The organism is Dactylosporangium thailandense, from assembly GCF_059739745.1.
In genome coordinates this window covers 4,109,686-4,132,931 of the sequence record NZ_AP029195.1, presented here as the reverse complement: position 1 = coordinate 4,132,931, position 23,246 = coordinate 4,109,686, and the positions used below count along the sequence as shown (strand labels likewise).

2 protein-coding genes and 1 pseudogene are annotated in these 23,246 nt (G+C 75.4%); all 3 read left to right on the top strand.

All coding sequences use genetic code 11. The features are described from left to right. The first annotated feature begins 65 nt into the window (after nt 1–65). Nucleotides 66–9,872 carry a type I polyketide synthase gene (locus AC6JBM_RS18155; protein ID WP_497984761.1) on the top strand — a complete coding sequence of 3,269 codons (9,807 nt, stop codon included), beginning with the start codon at nt 66–68 and terminating at the stop codon, nt 9,870–9,872. Next, nucleotides 9,872–21,016, top strand: a pseudogene (locus AC6JBM_RS18150) (type I polyketide synthase); the annotation flags it as partial. The gene AC6JBM_RS18155 and the pseudogene AC6JBM_RS18150, both read left to right, overlap by 1 nt. 25 nt (nt 21,017–21,041) lie before the next feature. Next, nucleotides 21,042–23,234 (top strand): beta-ketoacyl reductase, encoded by a 2,193-nt coding sequence (locus tag AC6JBM_RS18145; RefSeq protein WP_497986485.1) that lies wholly within the window; start codon nt 21,042–21,044, stop codon nt 23,232–23,234. The last annotated feature ends 12 nt before the right edge of the window (nt 23,235–23,246 follow it).

Below are 23,246 nucleotides of genomic sequence, written 5' to 3'. Positions count from 1 at the left end.
TGTGACGCGGTTTCGCCGTCAAATACTTTCGTCGCAATGCGGAGACGCTCGTAGAAGGTGCGTTGATGGCAACTGAAGAAGCGCTGCGGGACTATCTGAAATTGGTCACGGCGGACCTGGCTGCGACCAAACAGCGGCTGCGAGACGTCGAGGCCGGCAGCCGCGAACCGATCGCCATCGTCGGCATCGCCTGCCGCTTCCCCGGCGGGGTCCGCGGTCCCGAGGACCTGTGGCGGCTCGTGTCGAGCGGCACCGACGCCATCGCCGAGTTCCCGGACGACCGGGGCTGGGACCTCGAGCACCTGTACCACCCCGACCCCGACCACCCCGGCACCTCCTACGTGGCCGAGGGCGGGTTCGTCGACTCCGCCGACCGGTTCGACGCCGCCTTCTTCGGCATCTCCCCGCGCGAGGCGCTGGGCATGGACCCGCAGCAGCGGATGCTCCTGCAGACCTCCTGGGAGGCGATCGAGCACGCGGGCATCGACCCCGCGGGGCTGCGCGGCCACCAGATCGGCGTCTTCGTCGCCACCTCCGGCCAGGACTACGTCACCGTCCTGCAGCAGTCGCCCGACAGCACCGAGGGCTACATCATCACCGGTACCGCGGCCAGCGTCGTCTCCGGCCGCATCTCCTACGCGCTCGGCCTCGAGGGCCCCGCCGTCACCGTCGACACCGCGTGCTCCTCGTCGCTCGTCGCCCTGCACCTGGCCACCCAGGCGCTGCGCAACGGCGAGTGCACCCTGGCGCTCACCGGCGGCTCGACCATCATGTGCAGCCCGGCCGCGTTCATCGGCTTCAGCCGCCAGCGCGGCCTGGCCCCGGACGGCCGGTGCAAGCCGTTCGCCGCCGGCGCCGACGGCACCGGCTGGGGCGAGGGCGCCGGCGTGCTGCTGCTGGAGCGGCTCTCCGACGCGCAGCGCAACGGCCACCCGATCCTCGCCGTCGTGCGCGGCAGCGCGGTCAACCAGGACGGCGCCTCGAACGGTCTCACCGCCCCGAACGGCCCGTCGCAGCAGCGCGTCATCCTCCAGGCGCTCACCAACGCCCAGCTCTCGCCGCACCAGATCGACATCGTCGAGACCCACGGCTCCGGCACGCCCCTCGGCGACACCATCGAGGCGCAGGCGCTGCTGGCCACCTACGGGCAGTCCCGCCCCGCCGACCGGCCGCTGCGGGTCGGCTCGGTGAAGTCGAACATCGGCCACTGCCAGGCGGCCGCGGGCGTCGCGGGCGTCATCAAGACCGTCATGTCGATGCGCAACGGGCTCTTCCCGAAGCTGGTCAACGTCGACGAGCCGTCGCCCGACATCGACTGGTCCTCCGGCGCGCTCGCGCTGCCGCTGCAGGCCGAGGCGTGGCCGCCGCGCGACGAACCCCGCCGCGCCGGCGTCTCCTCGTTCGGCATGAGCGGCACCAACGCGCACGTCCTGCTCGAGGAGGCCCCGGCCGCGGCGACCGAGGACGCGGGCGGCGCCGAGCCGCCGCTGGTCCCGATCGTCCTGTCGGCCCGGGACCACGAGGGCGTCGCCCGCCAGGCCCGCAAGCTCGCCGGCTGGCTGAGCGCGGACGAGTCGCGGCGCCTCGCCGACACCGGACTGTCCGCGGTCGTGTCCCGCTCCACGTTCGAGCACCGGGCCGTCGTGCTCGCGGGCGACCGCGCGGACGCCCTGCGCGCCCTCGACGAGCTCGCCGCCGGGGAGCCCTCCGCGGACGTCGTGTCCGGCAACGGTACCGCCAACGCCACCACCGCCCCCCTGGCGTTCATGTTCTCGGGCCAGGGCGGCCAGCGCCCCGGCATGGGACGCGAGCTGGCCGCCGCGTACCCCGCGTTCGACCGGGCCCTGGACGAGGTCTGCGCGCTGCTCGACCCGCACCTGCCGCAGTCCCTGAAGCCCGTCATCTTCGCCGCCGAGGGCACCCCCGAGGCGGACCTGCTCGACCGCACCCGCTACACCCAGGCCGCGCTCTTCGCCGTCGAGGTCGCCCTCGCCGCCCTGGTCCGCGGCTGGGGCCTGCGGCCCGACCACGTCGTCGGGCACTCCTTCGGCGAGATCGCCGCCGCGCACGTCGCCGGCGTGCTGTCCCTCGCCGACGCCTGCGTGCTCGTCGCCGCCCGCGGCCGGCTCATGGAGCAGCTGCCCGGCGGCGGCGCGATGCTCGCGATCGGCGCCCCCGAGGCCGACGTCGCCCCGACGCTGGAGCCGTTCGGCGGCCGCGTCGTCATCGCCGCGGTCAACGGCCCGGCCGCGGTGGTCGTCTCCGGCGAGGCCGGCCCGGTCGCGGAGGTCAAGGCGATCTGGGCCGCCCGCGAGGCCCGCACCAAGCTGCTGCGCATCAGCACCGCCTCGCACAGCCCGCTCATGGACCCGATGCTGGACGAGTTCGGCCGGATCGCGGCCGGGCTCACGTTCAACCCGCCGGCGGTGCCGTTCATGTCGTCGGTGACCGGCGCGCCGGTGACCGAGTTCGACGCCGCCTACTGGGTGGGCAACGTCCGGCGGGCCGTCCGGTTCGCCGACGCCGTCACCGCCCTGGCCGACCTCGGCGTGACCACGCTGGTCGAGCTGGGCCCGGACGGCATCCTCGCCCCGATGGCCGAGAACACGCTGGGGGAGCGCCCCGGCGAGGTCCTCGTCGTGCCCGTCCTGCGCCGCGACCGGCCCGAGCCGCACGCCGCCCTCACCGCCCTGGCCCAGCTGCACGTGCGGGGCCGCGCCGTCGACTGGGCCGCGCTGTTCGCCGGCACCGGCGCGCGCCGCGTCCCGCTGCCCACCTACGCGTTCGCCGAGCAGCGGTTCTGGCCGCGGCCCGGGCAGCCGCCGGCGACCGGCGGCGACGGCGAATTCTGGGCCGCCGTCGAGCGCGGCGAGGTCCAGCAGCTCGCCACCGGCCCGGAGCTGGAGTCGCTGGAGTCGGCGCTGCCCGTGCTGGACCGCTGGCGCAAGAGCCGCAGCGAGCGCTCCGAGCTCGACGCCTGGTCGTACCTCATCAAGTGGAAGCCCTTCGAGGTCCCCGAGCGCGCGGCGCCGAGCGGCCCCTGGGTGGTCCTGGTCCCGCGCACCGACGCGCCACAGTGGACCGGGGACGTGCTCGCGACCCTCGGCGACGCCGTCGCGCTCGAATACGGCGAAGAGGATCTCGATCGAGCCCGGCTCGCGGCGCGGGTGACGGGTGCGGCCGGCGTCATCCTGGTCGCCGCCGGCCAGGACCGGCCCGTCGACGGGCTCCCCGGCAGCTCGATCGGCTCCGCGGCCGCCCTCGTGCTCACCCAGGCCCTCGACGACATCGGCGGCACGGCCCGCCTGTGGTGCCTCACCTCCGGTGCCGTCTCCGTCGGGCCCGCCGACCCCGTCGAGCACCCGCTCCAGGCGCTCGTCTGGGGACTCGGCCGGGCCGCCGCCCTCGAATACCCGCAGTGGTGGGGCGGGCTCGTCGACCTCCCCGCGACCATCGACCGGCACGGCCTGCGGCGCCTCCCAGGAATCCTGGCCGGCGGCGAGGACCAGGTCGCGCTGCGCGGCTCGGGCGCCTACGGGCGGCGGCTGCTGCCGGCCCAGCCCGGCGGGGCCGCCGAACGTCCCTGGCAGCCCTCGGGAACCGTGCTCGTCACGGGCGGGACGGGGGCACTGGGCGTACAACTGGCGCGTTGGCTCCTGGATCGTGGCGCCGAACGGGTCGTGCTCGTCAGCCGGCGCGGGGCCGACGCGCCGGGCGCCGCCGAACTCGTGCGGGAGGCGGGGGTCGAGGTCGTCGCCTGCGACGTGACCGACCGCGACGCCGTCGCCGCCCTCGTCGCCGGGCTGCCCGGCCTGACCGCGATCGTGCACGCGGCCGGCGTCGACCAGCTCGCCGCGATGACCGACACCACCCTCGCCGACTTCGCCGCCGTCACCGCCGCGAAGGTGCTCGGCGCCCTGAACCTCGACGCGGCCGTCGGCGACCGCCCGCTGGACGCGTTCGTGCTCTACTCCTCGATCTCGGCGATCTGGGGCAGCGCGGGGCAGTGCGCGTACGGCGCCTCGAACTCGGTCCTCGACGCGCTGGCCCAGCACCGGCGCGCCCGCGGGCTGGCCGGCACCGCGGTCGCGTGGACGGCCTGGGGCGGCCGCGACGGCATGGCCGCCAAGACCCCGGCCGCGCAGGCGATGCAGCGCCTCGGCGTGCCCCCGGTGCCGCCCGAGCGCCTGCTCGCCGCCCTGGACCGGGTGCTGCAGCGGCCGCACGCGTGCATGACCGTCGCCGACGTCGACTGGTCGCGCTTCTACCCGTCGTTCAGCCTGTCCCGCCCCAGCCCGCTGCTCGCCGACCTGCCGGCCGTGCAGGCGCTCACCGAGGCCGCCGAGGAGGACTCGGCCGGTGCGGCCGGCGGGGCGATCCCCTCGTCGCTGGCCCACCTGTCGGCGCTGAGTCCGGACGAGCGGCGGCGGGCACTGCTGGACCTGGTCGGCGCCCAGACCGCCGTCGTGCTCGGCCACGGCGTCGGCGAGGACCTGCGGGACCGGCCGTTCAAGGAGCTCGGCTTCGACTCGCTCACTGCGGTCGAGTTCCGCAACAAGCTCAACGACGTCACCGGCCTGCGGCTGCCGTCCACGCTGGTCTTCGACTACCCGACGCCGATCGTGCTCGCCGAGCACCTGCACGAGCGGGTCTTCGGCGGCGCGAGCGTGGCGGCCGGGCCGGACCCGTCGGCGTCCCCGGCGGACGACCCGATCGCGATCGTCGGCATGGCGTGCCGGTACCCCGGCGGCGTCACCAGCCCCGAAGACCTCTGGCGGATCGTCGCCGACGGCGTCGACGCGATCGGCGCGTTCCCGGCCGACCGGGGCTGGGCCGCGGCCGACGGCGCCGGCGGCTTCCTCGACGACGTGGCCGGCTTCGACGCCGCGTTCTTCGGCATCTCCCCGCGCGAGGCCCTCGCCATGGACCCCCAGCAGCGGCTGCTGCTCGAGGCGGCCTGGGAGGTCTTCGAGCGGGCCGGCATCGACGTGCACGGCGTGCGCGGCCGCCAGGTCGGCGTCTTCGTCGGCGCGTCCGGGTCCGGCTACGGCAGCGGCCTGACCCAGGTGCCCGAGGGCGTCGAGGGCTACCTGATGACCGGCGGCTCCGGCAGCGTCATCTCCGGCCGCGTCGCCTACGCCTTCGGCCTCGAGGGCCCCGCCGTCACCGTCGACACGGCCTGCTCGTCGTCGCTGGTCGCCCTGCACCTGGCGGCCCAGGCCCTGCGCAACGGCGAGTGCGAGCTGGCGATCGCCGGCGGCGTCGCGGTGCTGGCCACCCCGAACACGTTCGCCGAGTTCTCCCGCCAGGGCGGCCTCGCCGGCGACGGGCGCTGCAAGGCCTTCGCCGCGAGCGCCGACGGCACCGGCTGGTCGGAGGGCGTCGGCCTGCTCCTCGTCCAGCGGCTCAGCGCCGCCCGGCGCGACGGCCGCCAGGTCCTGGCGATCGTGCGCGGCTCGGCGGTGAACCAGGACGGCGCGTCGAACGGGCTCACCGCCCCGAACGGGCCGTCGCAGCAGCGGGTCATCCGGGCCGCGCTCGCCGCGGCCGGGCTGGGCACCAACGACGTCGACCTGATCGAGGCGCACGGCACCGGCACGGTCCTCGGCGACCCGATCGAGGCCCAGGCGCTGCTGGCGACCTACGGCCAGGACCGCGAGAGTCCGCTGTGGCTCGGCTCGGTCAAGTCCAACCTCGGCCATCCCCAGGCGGCCGCGGGTGTCGCCGGCATTATCAAGACGGTCATGGCGATCCGGCACGGGGTGCTGCCCAAGACCCTCCACGTCGACGAGCCCACGCCGCACGTCGACTGGACGGCCGGCGCGGTGTCGCTGCTGACCGAGGCCCGGCCGTGGACGGCGACGGGACCGCGGCGCGCGGCGGTGTCGTCGTTCGGCATCAGCGGTACCAACGCCCACACCATCATCGAGGAGGACGTCCTCGAACCCGTCGCCGCCGGCCCGGTCCCCGGCTCGCCGGTGGCGGTGCTGCTCTCGGCCCGCGACGCCGCCGCACTGACGGCCCAGGCCGCCCGCTGGTCCGCGTTCGTCGCCGAGCACCCGGACCTGCGCCCGGCCGACCTCGCCTACTCCTCGGCCGTGGCCCGCGCCGCGCTCGAACGCCGGGCCGTCGTCGTCGCGCCCGACCGGCAGACCCTCGCCGACGGGCTGGACGCGCTCGCCGCCGGCCGCGAGCACCCGGCCGTCGCCACCGGCACGGCCGCCGCCCGGCCCGGCGTCGCGTTCCTGTTCCCGGGCCAGGGCGCCCAGCGGCTCGGCATGGGCGCCGAGCTCGCCCGCGAACACCCCGTCTTCGCCACCGCCTTCGACGCGGTGTGCACCCACTTCGACCAGCTGCTGCCACGGCCCCTCGCGAGCGTCATGCACGGCGACGCGGACGGGCTCGACCAGACGCGGTACACCCAGGCCGCCCTCTTCGCCTTCGAGGTGGCCCTGTTCCGGCTCCTGGAGCACCTGGGCCTGCGCCCCGACCAGCTCGCCGGGCACTCCATCGGCGAGATCAGCGCCGCCCACGTCGCCGGCGTGCTCTCCCTGCCCGACGCCTGCCTGCTCGTCGACACCCGCTCGCGGCTCATGCAGGAGCTGCCACCGGGCGGCGCGATGCTGTCCGTCGCCGGACCCGTGGAGGACCTGCCGGACGGCGTCTCGGTCGCCGCGGTCAACGGCCCCGGCTCGATCGTGCTGTCCGGCCCGGCCGAGCTCATCGACGCCCTGCCGGGCAAGCGGCTGCGGGTCTCGCACGCGTTCCACAGCGCGCTGATGGAGCCGATGCTGGAGCCGTTCCGCGAGGTCCTGCGCACGATCACCTTCCACCCGCCGCAGATCCCGATCGTCTCCACCGTCACCGGCGCGCCGATCGCCGCGTTCGACGCCGACTACTGGGTCACCCAGGTCCGCGACACCGTCCGCTTCGCCGACGCCGTCACCTGCCTGCACGCCCTCGGCACCCGAGCGTTCGTCGAGCTCGGCCCGGCCGCCGTGCTCAGCGCGCTCGTGCCGCACCCCGACGCCCTCGCCGTGCCGCTGGGCCGGGCCGGGCGACCCGAGTCCCCGGAACTGCTCGCCGCCCTCGGCCGGCTGCACGTGGCCGGCGTCCCGGTCGCCTGGCCGCGGCTCTTCGAGGGCACCGGCGCGGTACGCGTCGACGTGCCGACGTACGCGTTCCAGCGCGAGCGGTACTGGATGCAGGACGCCCCGAACGGCACGGCCGACATCACCACCACCGGCCTCGACTCCACCGGCCACCCGATCCTCGGCGCGGCCACGGAGCTGCCGGAGGGTGAGGGCACGCTGTTCACCGGCCGGATCTCGCTGCGCACCCACCCGTGGCTGGCCGACCACGCCGTCATGGACACGATCCTCATCCCCGGCACCGCCTTCGTCGAGCTCGCCTCCTGGTGTGGCCGCCGCGTCGGCGCGCCCCGGGTGGCGGACCTGACGCTGGAGCAGCCGCTGGTGCTGCCCCGGACCGGCGGCGTCGACCTGCAGGCCCGCGTCGGCGCGCCCGACCCGTCCGGCGGCCGCCCGGTCTCGATCTACTCGCGGTCCGACGCGCCCGGCGACGACCCCGAGGCCCGGCAGTGGCAGCGGCACGCGACCGGCCTGCTCACCGCCGACTCCGGCACCCCCGCGTACCTGGCCGGGGAGTGGCCGCCCGCCGGCGCCGACGCGCTCGTGGTCGACGACATCTACCCGCGGCTGGCGACCCAGGGCTACCAGTACGGGCCGAGCTTCCAGGCCCTCCGCGCGGCCTGGCGCCTCGGCCGGGAGGTCTTCGCCGAGGTCGTCCTGCCCGCGCCCGTCGTCGCCGACGCCCGCGCCTTCGGCCTGCACCCCGCGCTCATGGACGCCGCGATGCACGCGCTCGGCGCGCCCGCCGCCGTCGCCTCGGACGAACCGCCCGCCGAGCCCGGCCTGCCGTTCTCGTGGAACGGCGTCGCGGTCCACGCGACCGGCGTCTCGGAGCTGCGGGTGCGGCTCACCCCGTCGGACGGTGGCGGGCTCGCCATCGCCATGGCCGACACGACCGGCGCCCCGGTCGCCTCGGTCGCCGAGCTCGTCCTGCGCCCGGTGAAGCCCGGGCAGCTGTCGACCGGCAGCCGCTCGCTGTTCCGCCCGGAGTGGATCGCGGTGCCCACCGAGCCCGGCGCCCGCGCCGACGCCGTCATCTACACCGCCACCGGCGCGGCCGATGACGCCGTCGCCGACACGCACCGGCGGGTGCACGAGATGCTCGCCCGGGTCCAGGCCTTTCTCGCCGACGAGGACGGGGTGCTCGCGGTCGTGACCCGCGGCGCGGTGCCGGTCGCCGAGGGGGACACCGTCACGGACCTGCCGGCCGCCGCGCTCTGGGGCATGCTCGGCTCGGCCCAGTCGGAGAACCCCGGCCGCATCGTGCTCGCCGACCTCGACGACACCCCCGAGTCCGAGGCCGCCCTGCCCGCCGCGATCGCCGGAGGCGAGCCACAGTTCGCCATTCGTGCCGGGCAGGTGTACGCGGCCCGTCTCGGCCGCCCGGTGGAGGCGCCCGCCGACGAGCTGCCCGCGCTCGGCGACGGCACCGTCCTCGTCACCGGGGCCACCGGCGCGCTCGGCCGGCTCATGGCCCGCCACCTCGTCACCGCCCACGGCGCGCGCCGGCTGCTGCTGCTGAGCCGCAGCGGGCCCGACGCCCCGGGGGCCGCCGCGCTGGTGGCCGAGCTCGAGGAGCTCGGCGCATCCGTGGACCTGGCCGCCTGCGACGTCGCCGACCACGCCGAGCTGGCCAGGACGGTCGCGGAGCACCCGCTCGTCGGCGTGGTGCACATGGCCGGCGTGCTCGACGACGGCGTGCTGAGCTCGCAGACGGCGCAGCGGTACGACACCGTGCTGCGGCCCAAGGTCGACGCCGCGTGGAACCTGCACCGGGTCACCGAGCACCTGCCGCTGCGCGCGTTCGTGCTGTTCTCCTCCGCGGCCGCCATCCTCGGCGGGCCCGGGCAGTCCAACTACGCCGCCGGCAACGCCTTCCTCAACGGGCTCGCCCACTACCGGCGGGCGCGCGGCCTGCCCGGCACGGCCATCGCCTGGGGCCCGTGGGCGGGCACCGGCGGCATGACCGGCCACCTCGCCGACGCCGACGCGCGCCGGATGTCCCGCGGCGGCCTGACCCCGTTCGCGCCCGACGAGGGCCTGGCGCTGTTCTCGGAGGCGCTGCGCCGTCCCGAGCCGGTCCTCGCCCCGCTGCGGTTGAACCAGACCGCCTTCAAGAACGCCAGCGCGGCCGAGGTACCGCCCGTGCTGCGCTCCCTCATCCCGACCGCCGGACCCGGGGCGGCGCCGCGGGGCGGGGCGGACGACCCGGCCGCCGCGCTGCGGGCCGCGCTCACCGGGCTGGACGGCTCCGAGCGCACCCGCATGCTCGCCGACCTCGTGCGCACCCAGGCCGCCGCGGTGCTCGGCTTCGCCTCCATGCGCTCGATCGACGAGGACCGCGGCTTCCTCGAGCTCGGCTTCGACTCGCTCATGGCGGTCGAGTTCCGCAACCGGCTCAACGCCGTCACGGGCCTGCGGCTGCCGTCGACGCTCATCTTCGACCGGCCGACGAGCGCCGCCCTCGCCGACTACCTCGCCGACACGCTCGTGGCCGAGAAGGCCGTCTCCGCCTTCGCGATCCTCGGCGAGCTGACCCGGATCGAGGCGAGCATGGACGCGGTCCCGCTCGACGACACCCACCGCGCCGTGGTCGGCAGCCGCCTGCGCGACCTGCTCGCCCGGTGGACCACGCCCGAGGCCGGCGGCGACCTGGCGCTGCAGACCGCGTCGGCCGAGGAGCTCTTCACCTTCCTGGACGACGAACTAGGGGCCGTCTGATGCCCACTGAGGCAGAGTTCCTCGACTACCTGCGGCGCGCCTCGGCGGACCTGCGCGACACCAAGCGCCGGCTGCGCGAGCTCGAGGCCCGCGGGAACGAACCCATCGCGATCGTCGGCATGTCCTGCCGGTACCCCGGCGGCGTCACCGACCCCGAGAGCCTCTGGCGGCTCGTCGCGGAGGGCGGCGACGCGATCGGCGGGTTCCCCGACGACCGCGGCTGGGACCTGCCCGGCCTGTACGACGCCGACCCCGACCGCAGCGGCGCCACCTACGTCCGCCACGGCGGCTTCCTGCACGACGCCGCCCACTTCGACCCGGCGTTCTTCGGCATCAGCCCGCGCGAGGCCCTGGCCATGGACCCGCAGCAGCGGCTCCTGCTGGAGGCGTCCTGGGAGGCCTTCGAGTCGGCCGGCCTCGACCCGGCCCGCCTGCGCGGCAGCCGCACCGCGGTCTTCGCCGGGGTCATGTACCACGACTACGTCTCCCGCGCGATGGACGTCCCCGCCGGCGTCGAGGGCTACCTCGGCACCGGCAACTCCGGCAGCGTCCACTCCGGCCGCGTCGCCTACACCTTCGGCCTCGAGGGCCCGGCCGTCACCGTCGACACCGCCTGCTCCTCCTCGCTCGTCGCGCTGCACCTCGCCGTCCAGGCCCTGCGGCAGGGGGAGTGCGACCTCGCGCTCGCCGGCGGCGTGACCGTGATGGCCACCCCGGGCACCTTCGTGGAGTTCGCCCGCCAGCGCGGCCTCGCCCCCGACGGCCGCTGCAAGTCCTTCGCGGGCGCCGCCGACGGCACCGGCTGGTCCGAGGGCGTCGGCATGCTCGTGGTCGAGCGCCTCTCCGACGCCCAGCGCCTCGGCCACCCGATCCTCGCCGTCGTGCGGGGCAGCGCGGTGAACCAGGACGGCGCCAGCAGCGGGCTCACCGCCCCGAACGGCCCCTCGCAGGAGCGGGTCATCCGCCAGGCGCTCGCCGGGGCCGGCCTGTCCACCGCCGAGGTCGACGCCGTCGAGGCGCACGGCACCGGCACGGTGCTCGGCGACCCGATCGAGGCCCAGGCGCTGCTGGCCACCTACGGGCAGGACCGCCCCGAGGACCGTCCGCTGTGGCTCGGCTCGATCAAGTCGAACCTCGGCCACACCCAGGCCGCCGCGGGCGTGGCCGGCATCATCAAAATGATCATGGCGATGCGCCACGGCGTGCTGCCCCGCACCCTGCACGTGGACGAGCCCACCCCGCACGTCGACTGGACCGCCGGCGCGGTGTCCCTGCTCACCGAGCCCCGCCCGTGGCCGGCCGCGGACCGCCCGCGCCGGGCCGGGATCTCCTCGTTCGGCGTGAGCGGCACCAACGTACACGTGGTCATCGAGGCCCCGCCGGAGACCGTCACCGAGCCCGCCCCGGCCGACGCGCCGCTGCCGGTCGTGCCCCTGGTGGTGTCGGCGCGGTCGGCCGCGTCGGCGCACGCGTACGCCGACCGCCTCACCGCGTTCCTCGACTCCCATCCGGACGTGCGCCGGGTGGACGCCGGGCACTCGCTGGTCGCCTCGCGGGCCCGGTTCGACCACCGCCTGGTCATGCTGCCGGGCGGCCCGGTCGCGGGCGTCGCCGCCGGCCGCACGGTCGGCGTGCTGTTCTCGGGCCAGGGCGCGCAGCGGGCGGGCATGGGTTCCGGGCTGCGTGACTTCCCGGTGTTCCAGCGGGTGTACGCCGAGGTGTGTGCGCAGTTCGGTGAGTTGCCGGATGAGCGGATCGACGAGACGGAGGTCACGCAGCCGGCGTTGTTCGCGATCGAGGTTGCCCTTTACGAGCAGTTGAGGGCGTGGGGTCTGCAGCCGGCGGTGGTTGGCGGGCACTCGATCGGCGAGTTGGTAGCGGCGTATGTGGCCGGGGTGTGGTCGCTGGAGGATGCGTGCAAGGTGGTGGCGGCTCGGGCGCGGTTGATGCAGGCGTTGCCGGCCGGTGGCGGGATGCTGGCGGTTGGTGCGCCGGTCGAGGATGTGCCTGAGGGCGTGTCGGTGGCGGCGATCAATGGGCCGAATTCGTGGGTGTTGTCGGGTCCGGCCGAGCTGTTGCCCGAGTTCCCTGGCGTTCGGACCAGTCGGTTGCGGGTTTCGCATGCGTTCCACTCGGCGTTGATGGAGCCGATGCTGGAGGAGTTCCGCGCGGTTCTGGAAGGCGTCACGTTCAACCGGCCGCAGATCCCGATCGTCTCCAACGTCACCGGCGGGCTCATCGCCGAATTCGATGCCGACTACTGGGTGCGGCATGTGCGGGGCACGGTGTTGTTCGCCGACAACGTGGCCGCCATGCGCGCCGAAGGGGTCGACACCTTTGTCGAGGTCGGGCCCGACGCGATTCTCGCGCCGCATCTGCCGGCCGACGAGGCCGTTGTCGTCGCCTCGCTGCGGCGGAACCGGGACGAGCCCGAGACGCTGCTGCGGGCCGTCGCCGAGCTGTTCGCGGCCGGGGTCGAGGTCGACTGGGCCGCGGTGTTCGCCGGGGCCGGTGGCCGGGCCGTCGAGCTGCCGACCTACGCGTTCCAGCACGAGCGCTACTGGCTCGAGTCGGCCGGCGGCGTCGGGGACCTGGCCGGGGCCGGGCTCGGGGTGGTCGGGCATCCGTTGCTGAGCGCGGCGGTACGCGTCGCCGAGGACGATGTCGTCGTCCTCACCGGCCGGCTCTCGCTCGCGGCCCAGCCGTGGCTCGCCGACCACGCGATCGGGGACGTGGTGGTCGTGCCCGGGACCGCGCTCGTCGAGATGGCGGTCCGGGCCGGCGACGAGGCCGGCGCCGCCGTGGTGGAGGAGCTGTCCCTCGTCGCGCCGCTGGCCGTGCCGCCCACCGGCGGGGTCGTGGTCCAGGTCCGGGTCGGGCCGGCGGACGCGTCCGGCCGCCGCGCGCTGACGATCTCGTCGCGGCCCGACGGCGAGGACGATTGGGTCCGGCACGCGGAGGGCGCCCTGGGCGTCGCCGCCGCCGAGGCCTCGTTCGCATGGACACCGGGCGACGAGGTGCCGGTCGGCGACTGGTACTCGCGGGCGGCCGTGACGTACGGGCCGGCGTTCCAGGGCCTCCGGCGGCTCTGGCGCGGCGGCGAGGACGAGCTGTTCGCCGAGGTGGCGGTGGACGACCCCGGGTCGTTCGCGGTCCACCCGGCCCTGCTGGACGCGGCGCTGCACCCGATCGGGCGGCTCGACCCGGACGCGGGCCTGCCGTTCGTGTTCGCCGGCGTCCGCGTGCACGCGACCGGCGCCGCCGTGCTGCGCGTCCGGATCCGGGGCAACGCCGGCTCCGGTTTCGAGGTGCTCGCGGCCGACGAGTCCGGGCGGCCGGTGGTGTCGATCGAGCGGGTGGTCCTGCGGCCGGTGACGGTCGGGTCCACGGCTCGGCGGGACCTGTACCAGGTCGAATGGCTGCCGCGCGAGGTCACGCCGGCGCCGCTGGACCCGGACGTGGTGGTGTGGCGGGTGCCGCCGGTCGGCGATGGCCCGCTGCCGCCGGCCGTGGATGCGCTGGTCGCCGAGGCGCTGTCGGTCGCGGGCCGGGTGCTGGCCGAGTCCGGTCGCCTGGTCGCCGTGGCGGAGCCCGAGGACCTGGGTGCGGCGGCCGTGTGGGGTCTGCTGCGCGTGGCGGCGGCCGAGAACCCGGGCCAGATCGTGCTGGTCTCCGGTGACGCGTCGCCGCAGCTGCTGGGCGGGGTGGTCGCGGCCGGCATCGGTGAGGCTCGGGTTCGCGACGGTGCGGTGCTGGTCCCGGGCCTGGCCCGGTCCTCGTCGCCGTCCGGCGCCGTCGACCTCGCGGGTGGCACGGTGCTCGTCACCGGTGGGCTGGGGGCCCTGGGCCGGCTCGTCGCCCGGTGGCTCGTGGACGTCTGCGGCGCCGGTGAGGTGGTGCTGGTCGGCCGGCGCGGCGGGGAGGTCCCCGGCGCCCGGGTCGTGGCCTGCGATGTGACCGATCGGGATGCGGTCTTCGACCTGGTGGCCGGCATCCCGAACCTGGTCGGTGTCGTGCACGCCGCGGGCGTGCTGGACGACGGGGTGTTCACGGGGCTGACGCCGGAGCGGGCGAGCCGCGTCCTGGCGCCGAAGGTCGCCGGGGCCTGGTGGCTGCACGAGGCGACCCGGGACCGGAACCTCGAACTGTTCGTGCTGTTCTCCTCCCTCGCCGGGGTCGTCGGCAGCCCCGGGCAGGCGGCCTACGCGGCCGGCAACGCCTTCCTCGACGAGCTCGCGGCTCGCCGGCGCACGCTCGGGCTCCCCGCGGTCTCCATCGCCTGGGGCCTGTGGGACCTCGGCATGGGCAGCGACCTCGCCCGCACCGGCGCCGCCGCCCTCGACGCCGAGACCGGGCTGGCGCTGCTCGGCGACGCCCTGGCCGGCGACTCGGCCCTGGTCGTCGCCGCCCGGTTCGACCTCGCCGGGCTGCGGGGCCTGGCCGGCGTTCCCGAGGTGCTGCGGCCCCTCGTCGGCCGGAGCGCGCCCCGCCGGGCCGTGGCCGGGGGCGCGAGCGGCGACTGGGGGACCCGGCTCGCCGGACTGCCGCGGGACGAGGCCCGGGACGTCGTCGTCGGTCTCGTACGCGCCCTGGTCGCCACCGTCCTCGGCTACCCGGACCCGGAGCCCGTGGTGCTCGACCGGGCCTTCCGGGACATGGGATTCGACTCCCTCGCCGCCGTCGACCTGCGCAACCGCCTCACCGCCGCGACCGCCCTGCAGATGCCCGCCACGGTCGTGTTCGACTACCCGAACCCGCTGCTGCTCGCCGGGTTCGTCCTCGACCGGCTCACCGGCGCCGAGGCCGGACGGGCCGTCGCCCTTCGCCGGGCGGCCGACGACGACCCGATCGTGATCGTCGGCATGGCCTGCCGCTACCCGGGCGGCGTCCAGGACCCCGAGGGCCTGTGGAACCTGCTCCGCACCGGCGGGGACGGCATCGGCGAGTTCCCCACCGATCGCGGCTGGGACCTGGCGCAGCTGCGCGACGGGGCGAGCGCGACCCAGCTCGGCGGCTTCCTGTACGACGCCGCGCTCTTCGACCCCGAGTTCTTCGGCATCAGCCCGCGCGAGGCCCTGGCCATGGACCCGCAGCAGCGGCTCCTGCTGGAGACGTCCTGGGAGGTCCTGGAGTCGGCCGGCCTGGAACCGGCCACCCTGCGCGGCTCCCGCACCGGCGTCTTCGCCGGCGTGATGTACCACGACTACGTCTCCCAGCTCGTCGACGCCCCCGCCGGCGTCGAGGGCTACGTCGGCACCGGCAACTCCGGCAGCGTCGTCTCCGGCCGCATCGCGTACACCTTCGGCTTCGAGGGCCCCGCCGTCACCATCGACACCGCCTGCTCGTCCTCGCTGGTCGCCCTGCACCTCGCCGCCCAGTCGCTGCGCCAGGGCGAGTGCGACCTGGCCCTGGCCGGCGGCGTCACCGTGATGGCCACGCCGGGCACGTTCGTCGAGTTCTCCAAGCAGCGCGGCCTGTCCTTCGACGGCCGCTGCAAGTCGTTCGCGGGCGCCGCGGACGGCACCGGCTGGTCCGAGGGCGTCGGCGTCCTGCTCGTGGAGCGCCTGTCCGACGCCAAGCGGCTGGGGCACCCGGTGCTCGCGGTCGTGCGGGGCTCCGCCGTGAACCAGGACGGCGCGTCGAACGGTCTTACGGCCCCGAACGGTCCCTCGCAGCAGCGGGTCATCCGTCAGGCCTTGGCCAGCGCGGGCCTGAACCCGTCGGACGTGGACGCGGTCGAGGCGCACGGCACGGGCACGACCCTCGGCGACCCGATCGAGGCCCAGGCGCTGCTGGCCACCTACGGCCAGGACCGCGACCGGCCGCTGTGGCTCGGCTCGATCAAGTCGAACCTGGGCCACACGCAGGCCGCCGCGGGTGTCGCGGGTGTGATCAAGATGGTCCTCGCCATGCGCCACGGCGAGCTGCCGCGGACCCTGCACGTGGACGAGCCGACCCCGCATGTGGACTGGTCGGCCGGCTCGGTCTCGCTGCTGACCGAACCCCAGGCCTGGCCGGTCGACGGGCATCCCCGCCGGGCGGCCGTGTCGTCGTTCGGCATCAGCGGCACGAACGCCCACGTGATCCTGGAGGCGTTCGAGGAGCCGGAACCGGAGCCCGTCGCCGCGGCCCTGGTGCCGTTGGTCGTGTCGGCTCGTTCGTTCGAGGCGGTGCGGGAGTCGGCGGCGCGGGTGTCGGCTTTCGTGGACGCGCATCCGGAGTTGAACCGGGCTGATGTCGGGCGTTCGCTGCTGTCGCGGGCCCGGTTCGACCACCGCATGGTGCTGCTGCCGGGTGAGCCGGTGGTGGGTGTTGCCGCGGTGCGCCGGGTCGGGGTGCTGTTCTCGGGTCAGGGCGCCCAGCGGCCCGGGATGGGTGCGGGTCTGGACTTCCCGGTGTTCAACCGGGTCTATGCCGAGGTGTGTGCGCACTTCGGTGGGCTGCCGGATGAGCGGATCGACGAGACGGAGGTCACGCAGCCGGCGTTGTTCGCGATCGAAGTCGCGTTGTATGAGCAGTTGAGGGCGTGGGGTCTGCGGCCGTCGGTGGTTGGCGGGCACTCGATCGGTGAGCTGGTAGCGGCGTATGTGGCCGGGGTGTGGTCGCTGGAGGACGCCTGCAAGGTGGTGGCGGCTCGGGCCCGGTTGATGCAGGCGCTGCCGGCCGGCGGGGGAATGCTGGCGGTTGGTGCGCCGGTCGAGGATGTGCCTGAGGGCGTTTCGGTCGCGGCGATCAATGGGCCGAATTCGTGGGTGTTGTCGGGTCCTGCCGATCTGCTTCCCGAGATTCCTGGGGTGCGGACCAGTCGGCTGCGGGTTTCGCATGCGTTCCACAGCGCGTTGATGGAGCCGATGCTGGAGGAGTTCCGCGCGGTCCTGGAAGGCGCCACCTTCAACCCGCCGCAGCTTCCGATCGTTTCCAACGTGACCGGTGGGCTCATCGCCTCGTTTGATGCCGACTATTGGGTGCGGCATGTTCGGGGCACGGTGTTGTTCGCCGACAATGTGGCCGCGATGCGTGCCGAAGGGGTCGACACCTTCGTCGAGGTCGGGCCCGACGCGATTCTCGCGCCGCACCTGCGCGGGGACGAGGCCGTTGTCGTCGCGTCGCTGCGGCGGAACCGGGACGAGTCCGAGACGCTGCTGCGGGCCGTTGCCGAGCTGTTCGTGGCCGGGGTCGACGTCGACTGGACGGCCGTCGTCGGGGGCGCCGGGCGACCCGTCTTCGGGCTGCCCACCTACGCGTTCCAGCGCGAGCGGTTCTGGCCCGACCCGGCGCGCCGTTCCGGGAAGGTCGACTCCTGGGCGTACCGGGTCCGGTGGACCCCGCTGCCCACATCCACCGCGGCGCTCACGGGCCGGTGGCTGGTCCTCGAACCGGGTGAGGCGGTCGCGGCCGACCTGCGCGCGGCCGGGGCCACGGTCGAGACCGAGCCGGCGGACCTTGACGGGCTGGCCGGCGTGGTGCTCGTCGAGCCGTCCGCCGGGACCGTCCTGGAGCTGCTGCGCGCCGGAGGAAGCGCCAAGGTCTGGTGCGTGACCCGCGGTGCCGTCGCGGTCGGCACAGGCGACGTGGTGGATGACGGGGTGACCGACGCCGAGGCCGGAGCCGTGTGGGGCCTGGGCCGGGTCGCCGCACTCGAACAGCCCGCCCGCTGGGGCGGCCTGATCGACCTCGACGGCGACGGCGGTATCGCCGCCGTGCTCGCCGACGGCCGCGAGCGGCAGGTCGCGATCCGGGGCGGCAAGGCGTACGCCCCCCGGCTCACCCGCGCCACCCTGCCCGCCGAGCCCACCTGGACACCCTCCGGCACCGTCCTCGTCACCGGCGGGACCGGCGCACTCGGCGCCCGCGTGGCCCGCTGGGCGCTCGAGGCGGGCGCCGACCGCGTGGTCCTGCTGTCCCGGCGCGGCCTCGACGCCCCCGGCGCCGACGACCTCCTCGCCGCCCTGCGCGCCCACGGCGAGGCCGACATCGAGGCGTGCGACATCACCGACCGCGACGCCCTCGCCCGGATCACCGACGGGATCGAGAACCTCACCGCCGTCGTGCACACCGCGGGCGTGCCCGGCGCGCCGACCGCCGTCCAGGACCTGTCCGAGGACGAGCTCGCCGCCGTGCTCGGCCCCAAGTTCGCCGGCGCCGTCAATCTCGACGCCGTCACCCGCGACCGGCGGCTCGACGCGTTCGTGGTCTTCTCCTCGGCGGCCGGCGTGTGGGGCGGCGCGGGGCAGGGCGCGTACGCCGCGGCGAACGCGGCCGCCGACGCGCTCGTCGCGCTCCGCCGCGGCCGCGGGCTCGCCGGCACCTCGCTCGCCTGGGGGCCGTGGGGCGACGGCGGGATGGCCGACGAGCAGTCCGCGGCCCGGCTGCACCGGCGCGGGCTCGCCCTCCTCGATCCCGGCACCGCGGTCGCCGGCCTGAGCCGCCTGGTCAACGCCGAGCCGCTGCTCACGGTCGCCGACGTCGACTGGGACGTGCTGGCCAAGGCGTTCCGGGCGGTCGGCGCCGGCGGGCTGTTCGACGTGGTCGCGCCGGTCGAGACGCCGACGGCGGCGGTGGCGGTGCGGCGGTCGCGGGATGAGCTGGTGGGTGTGGTCCGGCGTGAGGTCGCGGCCGTGCTCGGGCACGCCGGGGTGGATGCGGTCGGGGTTCGGCGGCCGTTCCGGGAGCTTGGGTTCGATTCGCTGGCCGCGGTGGAGTTGCGGGACCGGCTGGCGCGGTTGTGCGGGGTGGAGCTGTCCTCGACGGTCGTGTTCGACCACCCCTCGGTCGCGGAGCTGGCCGGGTTCCTGGCCGGTGGAGCCGCGGACGAGCAGGTCCGCGCCGCGGTCGCCGTCGACGGCGAGCCGATCGTCATCGTCGGCATGGGCTGCCGCTTCCCGGGCGGCGTGCGCTCGGCCGACGAGCTGTGGGACCTGGTCGCCGCGGGCCGCGACGCGATGGGCGGGTTCCCGGCGGACCGCGGCTGGGACGGGCTCAGCGGCGGCTTCGCCCGGGTCGGCGGGTTCCTCGACGGCGCCACCGAGTTCGACGCCGGGTTCTTCGGGATCTCGCCGCGCGAGGCGCTGGCGTTGGACCCGCAGCAGCGGTTGCTGCTGGAGGTCTGCTGGGAGGTCTTCGAAGGCGCCGGGGTGCCCGTGGACGGGCTGCGGGGCTCGCTGACCGGTGTGTTCATGGGGACGAACGGCCAGGACTACGGAACGCTCCTCCTCGGCGCCGGGGCCGAGGTCGGGGGGGTACCAGGCGACGGGGAACTCCGCGTCGGTGGTGTCGGGGCGGCTCGCCTACTGGTTCGGGCTGCAGGGCCCGGCCGTGACCGTCGACACCGCGTGCTCGTCGTCGCTGGTCGGGCTGCACCTGGCGGTCCAGGCGCTGCGCAACGGGGAGTGCGACCTCGCCCTGGCCGGCGGTGTGACCGTGATGTCGACGCCGGGTGCGTTCCTGGAGTTCGACGCGCAGGGCGGCCTCGCCGGCGACGGGCGCTGCAAGTCCTTCGCGGCGGGCGCGGACGGTACCAGCTGGGGCGAAGGCGTCGGCGTCCTGCTCGTGGAACGCCTGTCGGACGCGCGGCGCAACGGGCACCCGATCCTCGCCGTCGTGGCCGGCAGCGCGGTCAACCAGGACGGCGCCTCGAACGGTCTCACCGCCCCGAACGGCCCGGCTCAGCAGCGGGTGATCCGGCAGGCCCTGGCCGGCGCCGGCCTCGACGCCGCCGACGTGGACGTCGTGGAGGCCCACGGCACCGGGACCAAGCTCGGCGACCCGATCGAGGCCCAGGCGCTGATCGCCACCTACGGCCGCGACCGGCGCGAGCCGCTGTGGATCGGGTCGGTGAAGTCCAACATCGGCCACACCCAGGCCGCGGCCGGTGTCGCGGGCGTGATCAAGATGGTGAAGGCGCTCGAACACGGCATCCTGCCGCGAACCCTGCACGTCGACGAGCCGACCCCGCACGTGGACTGGTCGGCCGGCGCGGTGTCCATCCTCACCGAGGCCCGAGCCTGGCCCGACAACGGCCGCCCGCGCCGCGCCGCCGTGTCGTCCTTCGGCATCTCCGGCACCAACGCGCACACCATCCTCGCCGCGCCCCCGATCGAGACCGCGCCGCCGGCCGGGAGCAGCGGCGGAACCCTGGACGGCGTGTGGCTGATCTCCGGGGCCGACGCCGCCGGACTCAAGGCCCGGGCCGCGCAGCTCGCCGACTGGGCCGAGACCTCCACCGCCGACCCGGCCTGGGAGCTGGCCGTCCACCGTTCGCACCTCGGCGTGCGGGCCGCGGTCACGGGCCGCGACAAGGCGGCACTGCTCGCCGGGCTGCGGTCGGTCGAGGGCACGCGCGCGGGGGAGCGCGGCGGTGTCGTGTGGATGTTCTCGGGCCAGGGAGCCCAGCGGGTCGGGATGGGCCGCGACCTCTACGAAAGGTTCCCGGTCTTCGCCGACGTGGTCGATCGTGCGTGTGAGCTGTTGCCGGATGGTCTGCGGTCGGTGATGTTCACCGATGGCGAGCGGTTGACGCAGACGGTGTTCACGCAGGCGGCGTTGTTCGTGGTCGAGGTGGCGACGGCGGAGTTGCTGCGGTCGTGGGGTGTGCCGGTCGCGTGGATGATGGGGCACTCGGTCGGTGAGATCGCCGCGGCGTACGTGGCCGGGGTGCTGTCCCTCGAAGACGCGTGCCGCCTCGTGTCGGCGCGTGGGCGGCTCATGCAGGCGCTGCCCGCCGGTGGGGCGATGCTCGCGGTCGGTGGACACCCCGACTCGCTGCCGGACGGGGTGTCGGTCGCGGCCGTCAACGGGCCGGAGTCGATCGTGCTGTCCGGTCCGGCCGAGGTGATCGACGCCTTGGACCTGCCGTTCCGGACCAAGCGGCTGACGGTCTCGCACGCGTTCCACTCGGCGCTGATGGACCCGATGCTCGACGAGTTCGCCGACGTCCTGCGGACCATCACCTTCCAGCCTCCGCGGATTCCGATCGTGTCCACGGTGACCGGTGAGCTGATCACGGAGTTCGACGCGGAGTACTGGGTGCGGCACGCCCGGGACACGGTGCGGTTCGCGGACGCGGTCACGTTCGTGCGGGGGCAGGGTGCGGACACGTTCCTGGAGATCGGGCCGGACGCGGTGCTGACGCCGATGCTCGACGCTGACGAGGTCGTCGCCGTCCCGGTCATGCGGGCCGGGTCGACCATCGCCGAGGCACTTGGGCGGCTGCACGCGCACGGCGTCGCAATCCCGTGGGAGCGGATCCTCAAGCCCGGCGGGCGCCTTGCCGAACTGCCGACCTACCCGTTCCAGCGCCGCCGCTACTGGCCGACCATCAAGCCGTCGACCGGCGCCGACGACGGGCTCTGGAACCTGCTGCAGGGCCTCGACGCCGACCAGCCCCTCCGGGAGGTGCTGCCCGCGCTCACCCGGCTGCGGAACACGGAGCAGACGCGGGCGTGGCGCTACCGGATCACCTGGCCGGCGGAGCAACCGGCCGCCCACGCCGACGCCACCGGGCACCGCTGGCTGCTCGTGCACACCGCGGCCACCACCGACACGGCCGAGCAGATCGCCAAGGGCCTGCAAGAGCACGGCGCAGTGGTCGAGACCACGACCGACCTCGCAGCCGCGCTCGGCGACTTCCAGCCGACCGCCGTCGTCTCGCTGCTCGCCCTGGACACGTCGCCGCACGCGGACCACCCGCACCTCCCCGCCGGCCTCGCGGCCAACCTGGAACTCCTCCGGCAGCCCGTCGCCGTCTGGCTCTGCACCCGCCAGGCGGTCACGACCGGCCCCGAAGACCTGCCGCCGGACGCCGACCAGGCGGCCACCTGGGGACTCGGGCACGTCGCGGCGCTGGAGCGGCCGCACCTGTACCGCGGCCTCGTCGACCTGCCCGCCGAGCTCACCCCGGCCGCCGTCGCGCAGCTCGCCCACACGCTCACCACGGACCGCGAGCACACCGCGATCCGGCCCGGCACCGTCCACACGCGACGGCTGATCCGCGCCGAGGCGAGCAAGGCGACCGAGGCGACCCGCCCGTACCGCCCGACCGGCGCCACCCTCATCACCGGCGCCAGCGGCAGCCTCGCCGCCCACACCGCGCGCTGGCTCACCGGCAACGGCGCCGAACGCCTCATCCTCGTCAGCCGCCAGGGCCCCGACGCGCCCGGCACCGCCGAGCTCACCGAACGCCTCGCCGCCGCCGGAGCCACGGTCCGCGTCCTCGCCTGCGACGTGACCGACCGCGCCGCCGTCGCCGCGCTCGCGGACCGGCTGCGCCGCGACGGCGAGACCATCACGACGATCGTCCACGCCGCCGGCGTCGCCCGGCTCACCCCGGTCGCGGACGTGCCCGTCGGCGAGCTGGCCGAGGTGACCGCGGCGAAGCTCGCCGGCGCCCGCAACCTCCACGAGCTCATCGACCGCGACCACCTCGAGGCCGTCGTCTACTTCACCTCCGTCGCGGGCGTGTGGGGCGTCGGTCAACACGGCGCCTACGCGGCCGGCAACGCGTTCCTCGACGCCTGGGCCGAGCGCCTGCGCGCCGAGGGCATCCCCGCCGTCTCCGTCGCCTGGGGCCCGTGGGGCGGCGGCGGGATGATCGACGAGCCGACCGGAGCCGAGATGGCCCGCCGGGGCGTCCGGCTCCTCGATCCCGGGGCGGCGGTTTCGGTACTCCACGACGCCCTCGCCCACGACGACCCCACGCTCGTGGTGGCCGACGTCGACTGGCCGCGCTTCGCCCCCATCTACGCCTCGGCCCGCCCGCGGCCGCTGCTGAGCCTGATCCCCGAGGCCGCCGACGGCCCCGCGGACAGCGATGGCCCCGACGGCGCCGACGAGCACGCGGGCGCCGACCTGCGCCGCCGCCTCGACGGCCTGGCCGAGCCCGACCGCGCCCGGCTCCTCGTCGACCTGGTGCTCACCGCGGCCGCCGGGGTCCTCGGCCACGAGCGCGCCGACGAGCTCGAGCGCAGCCGCCCGTTCCGCGAGGTCGGCTTCGACTCCCTCACCGCCGTCGAGCTGCGTGCCCGGCTCGCCGCCGCCACCGGGCTGCGGCTGGCCACCACGATCGTCTTCGACTACCCGACGCCGCTCGCCCTCGCCGAGCACCTGCGCGCCGAGCTCGGCGACGCCGGCGGCGACGAGGCGCTGCCGACGACCGAGGAGCTCGACGGCCTCGAGGACATGCTCAGCCGCCGCCCGCAGGACGACCTCGGCCGGATGCGGGTCACCCTGCGCCTGCAGAGCCTGCTGCAGCGGCTCACCGCGGCCGAGCCCGCCGACGGCGGCACCGAGGCCGTCGACACCCTCCGGGTCGCCAGCAACGAGGAACTGTTCGACCTCGTGGACAACGCGCTCGGCCTGTCCTGACCGGACCGCCGG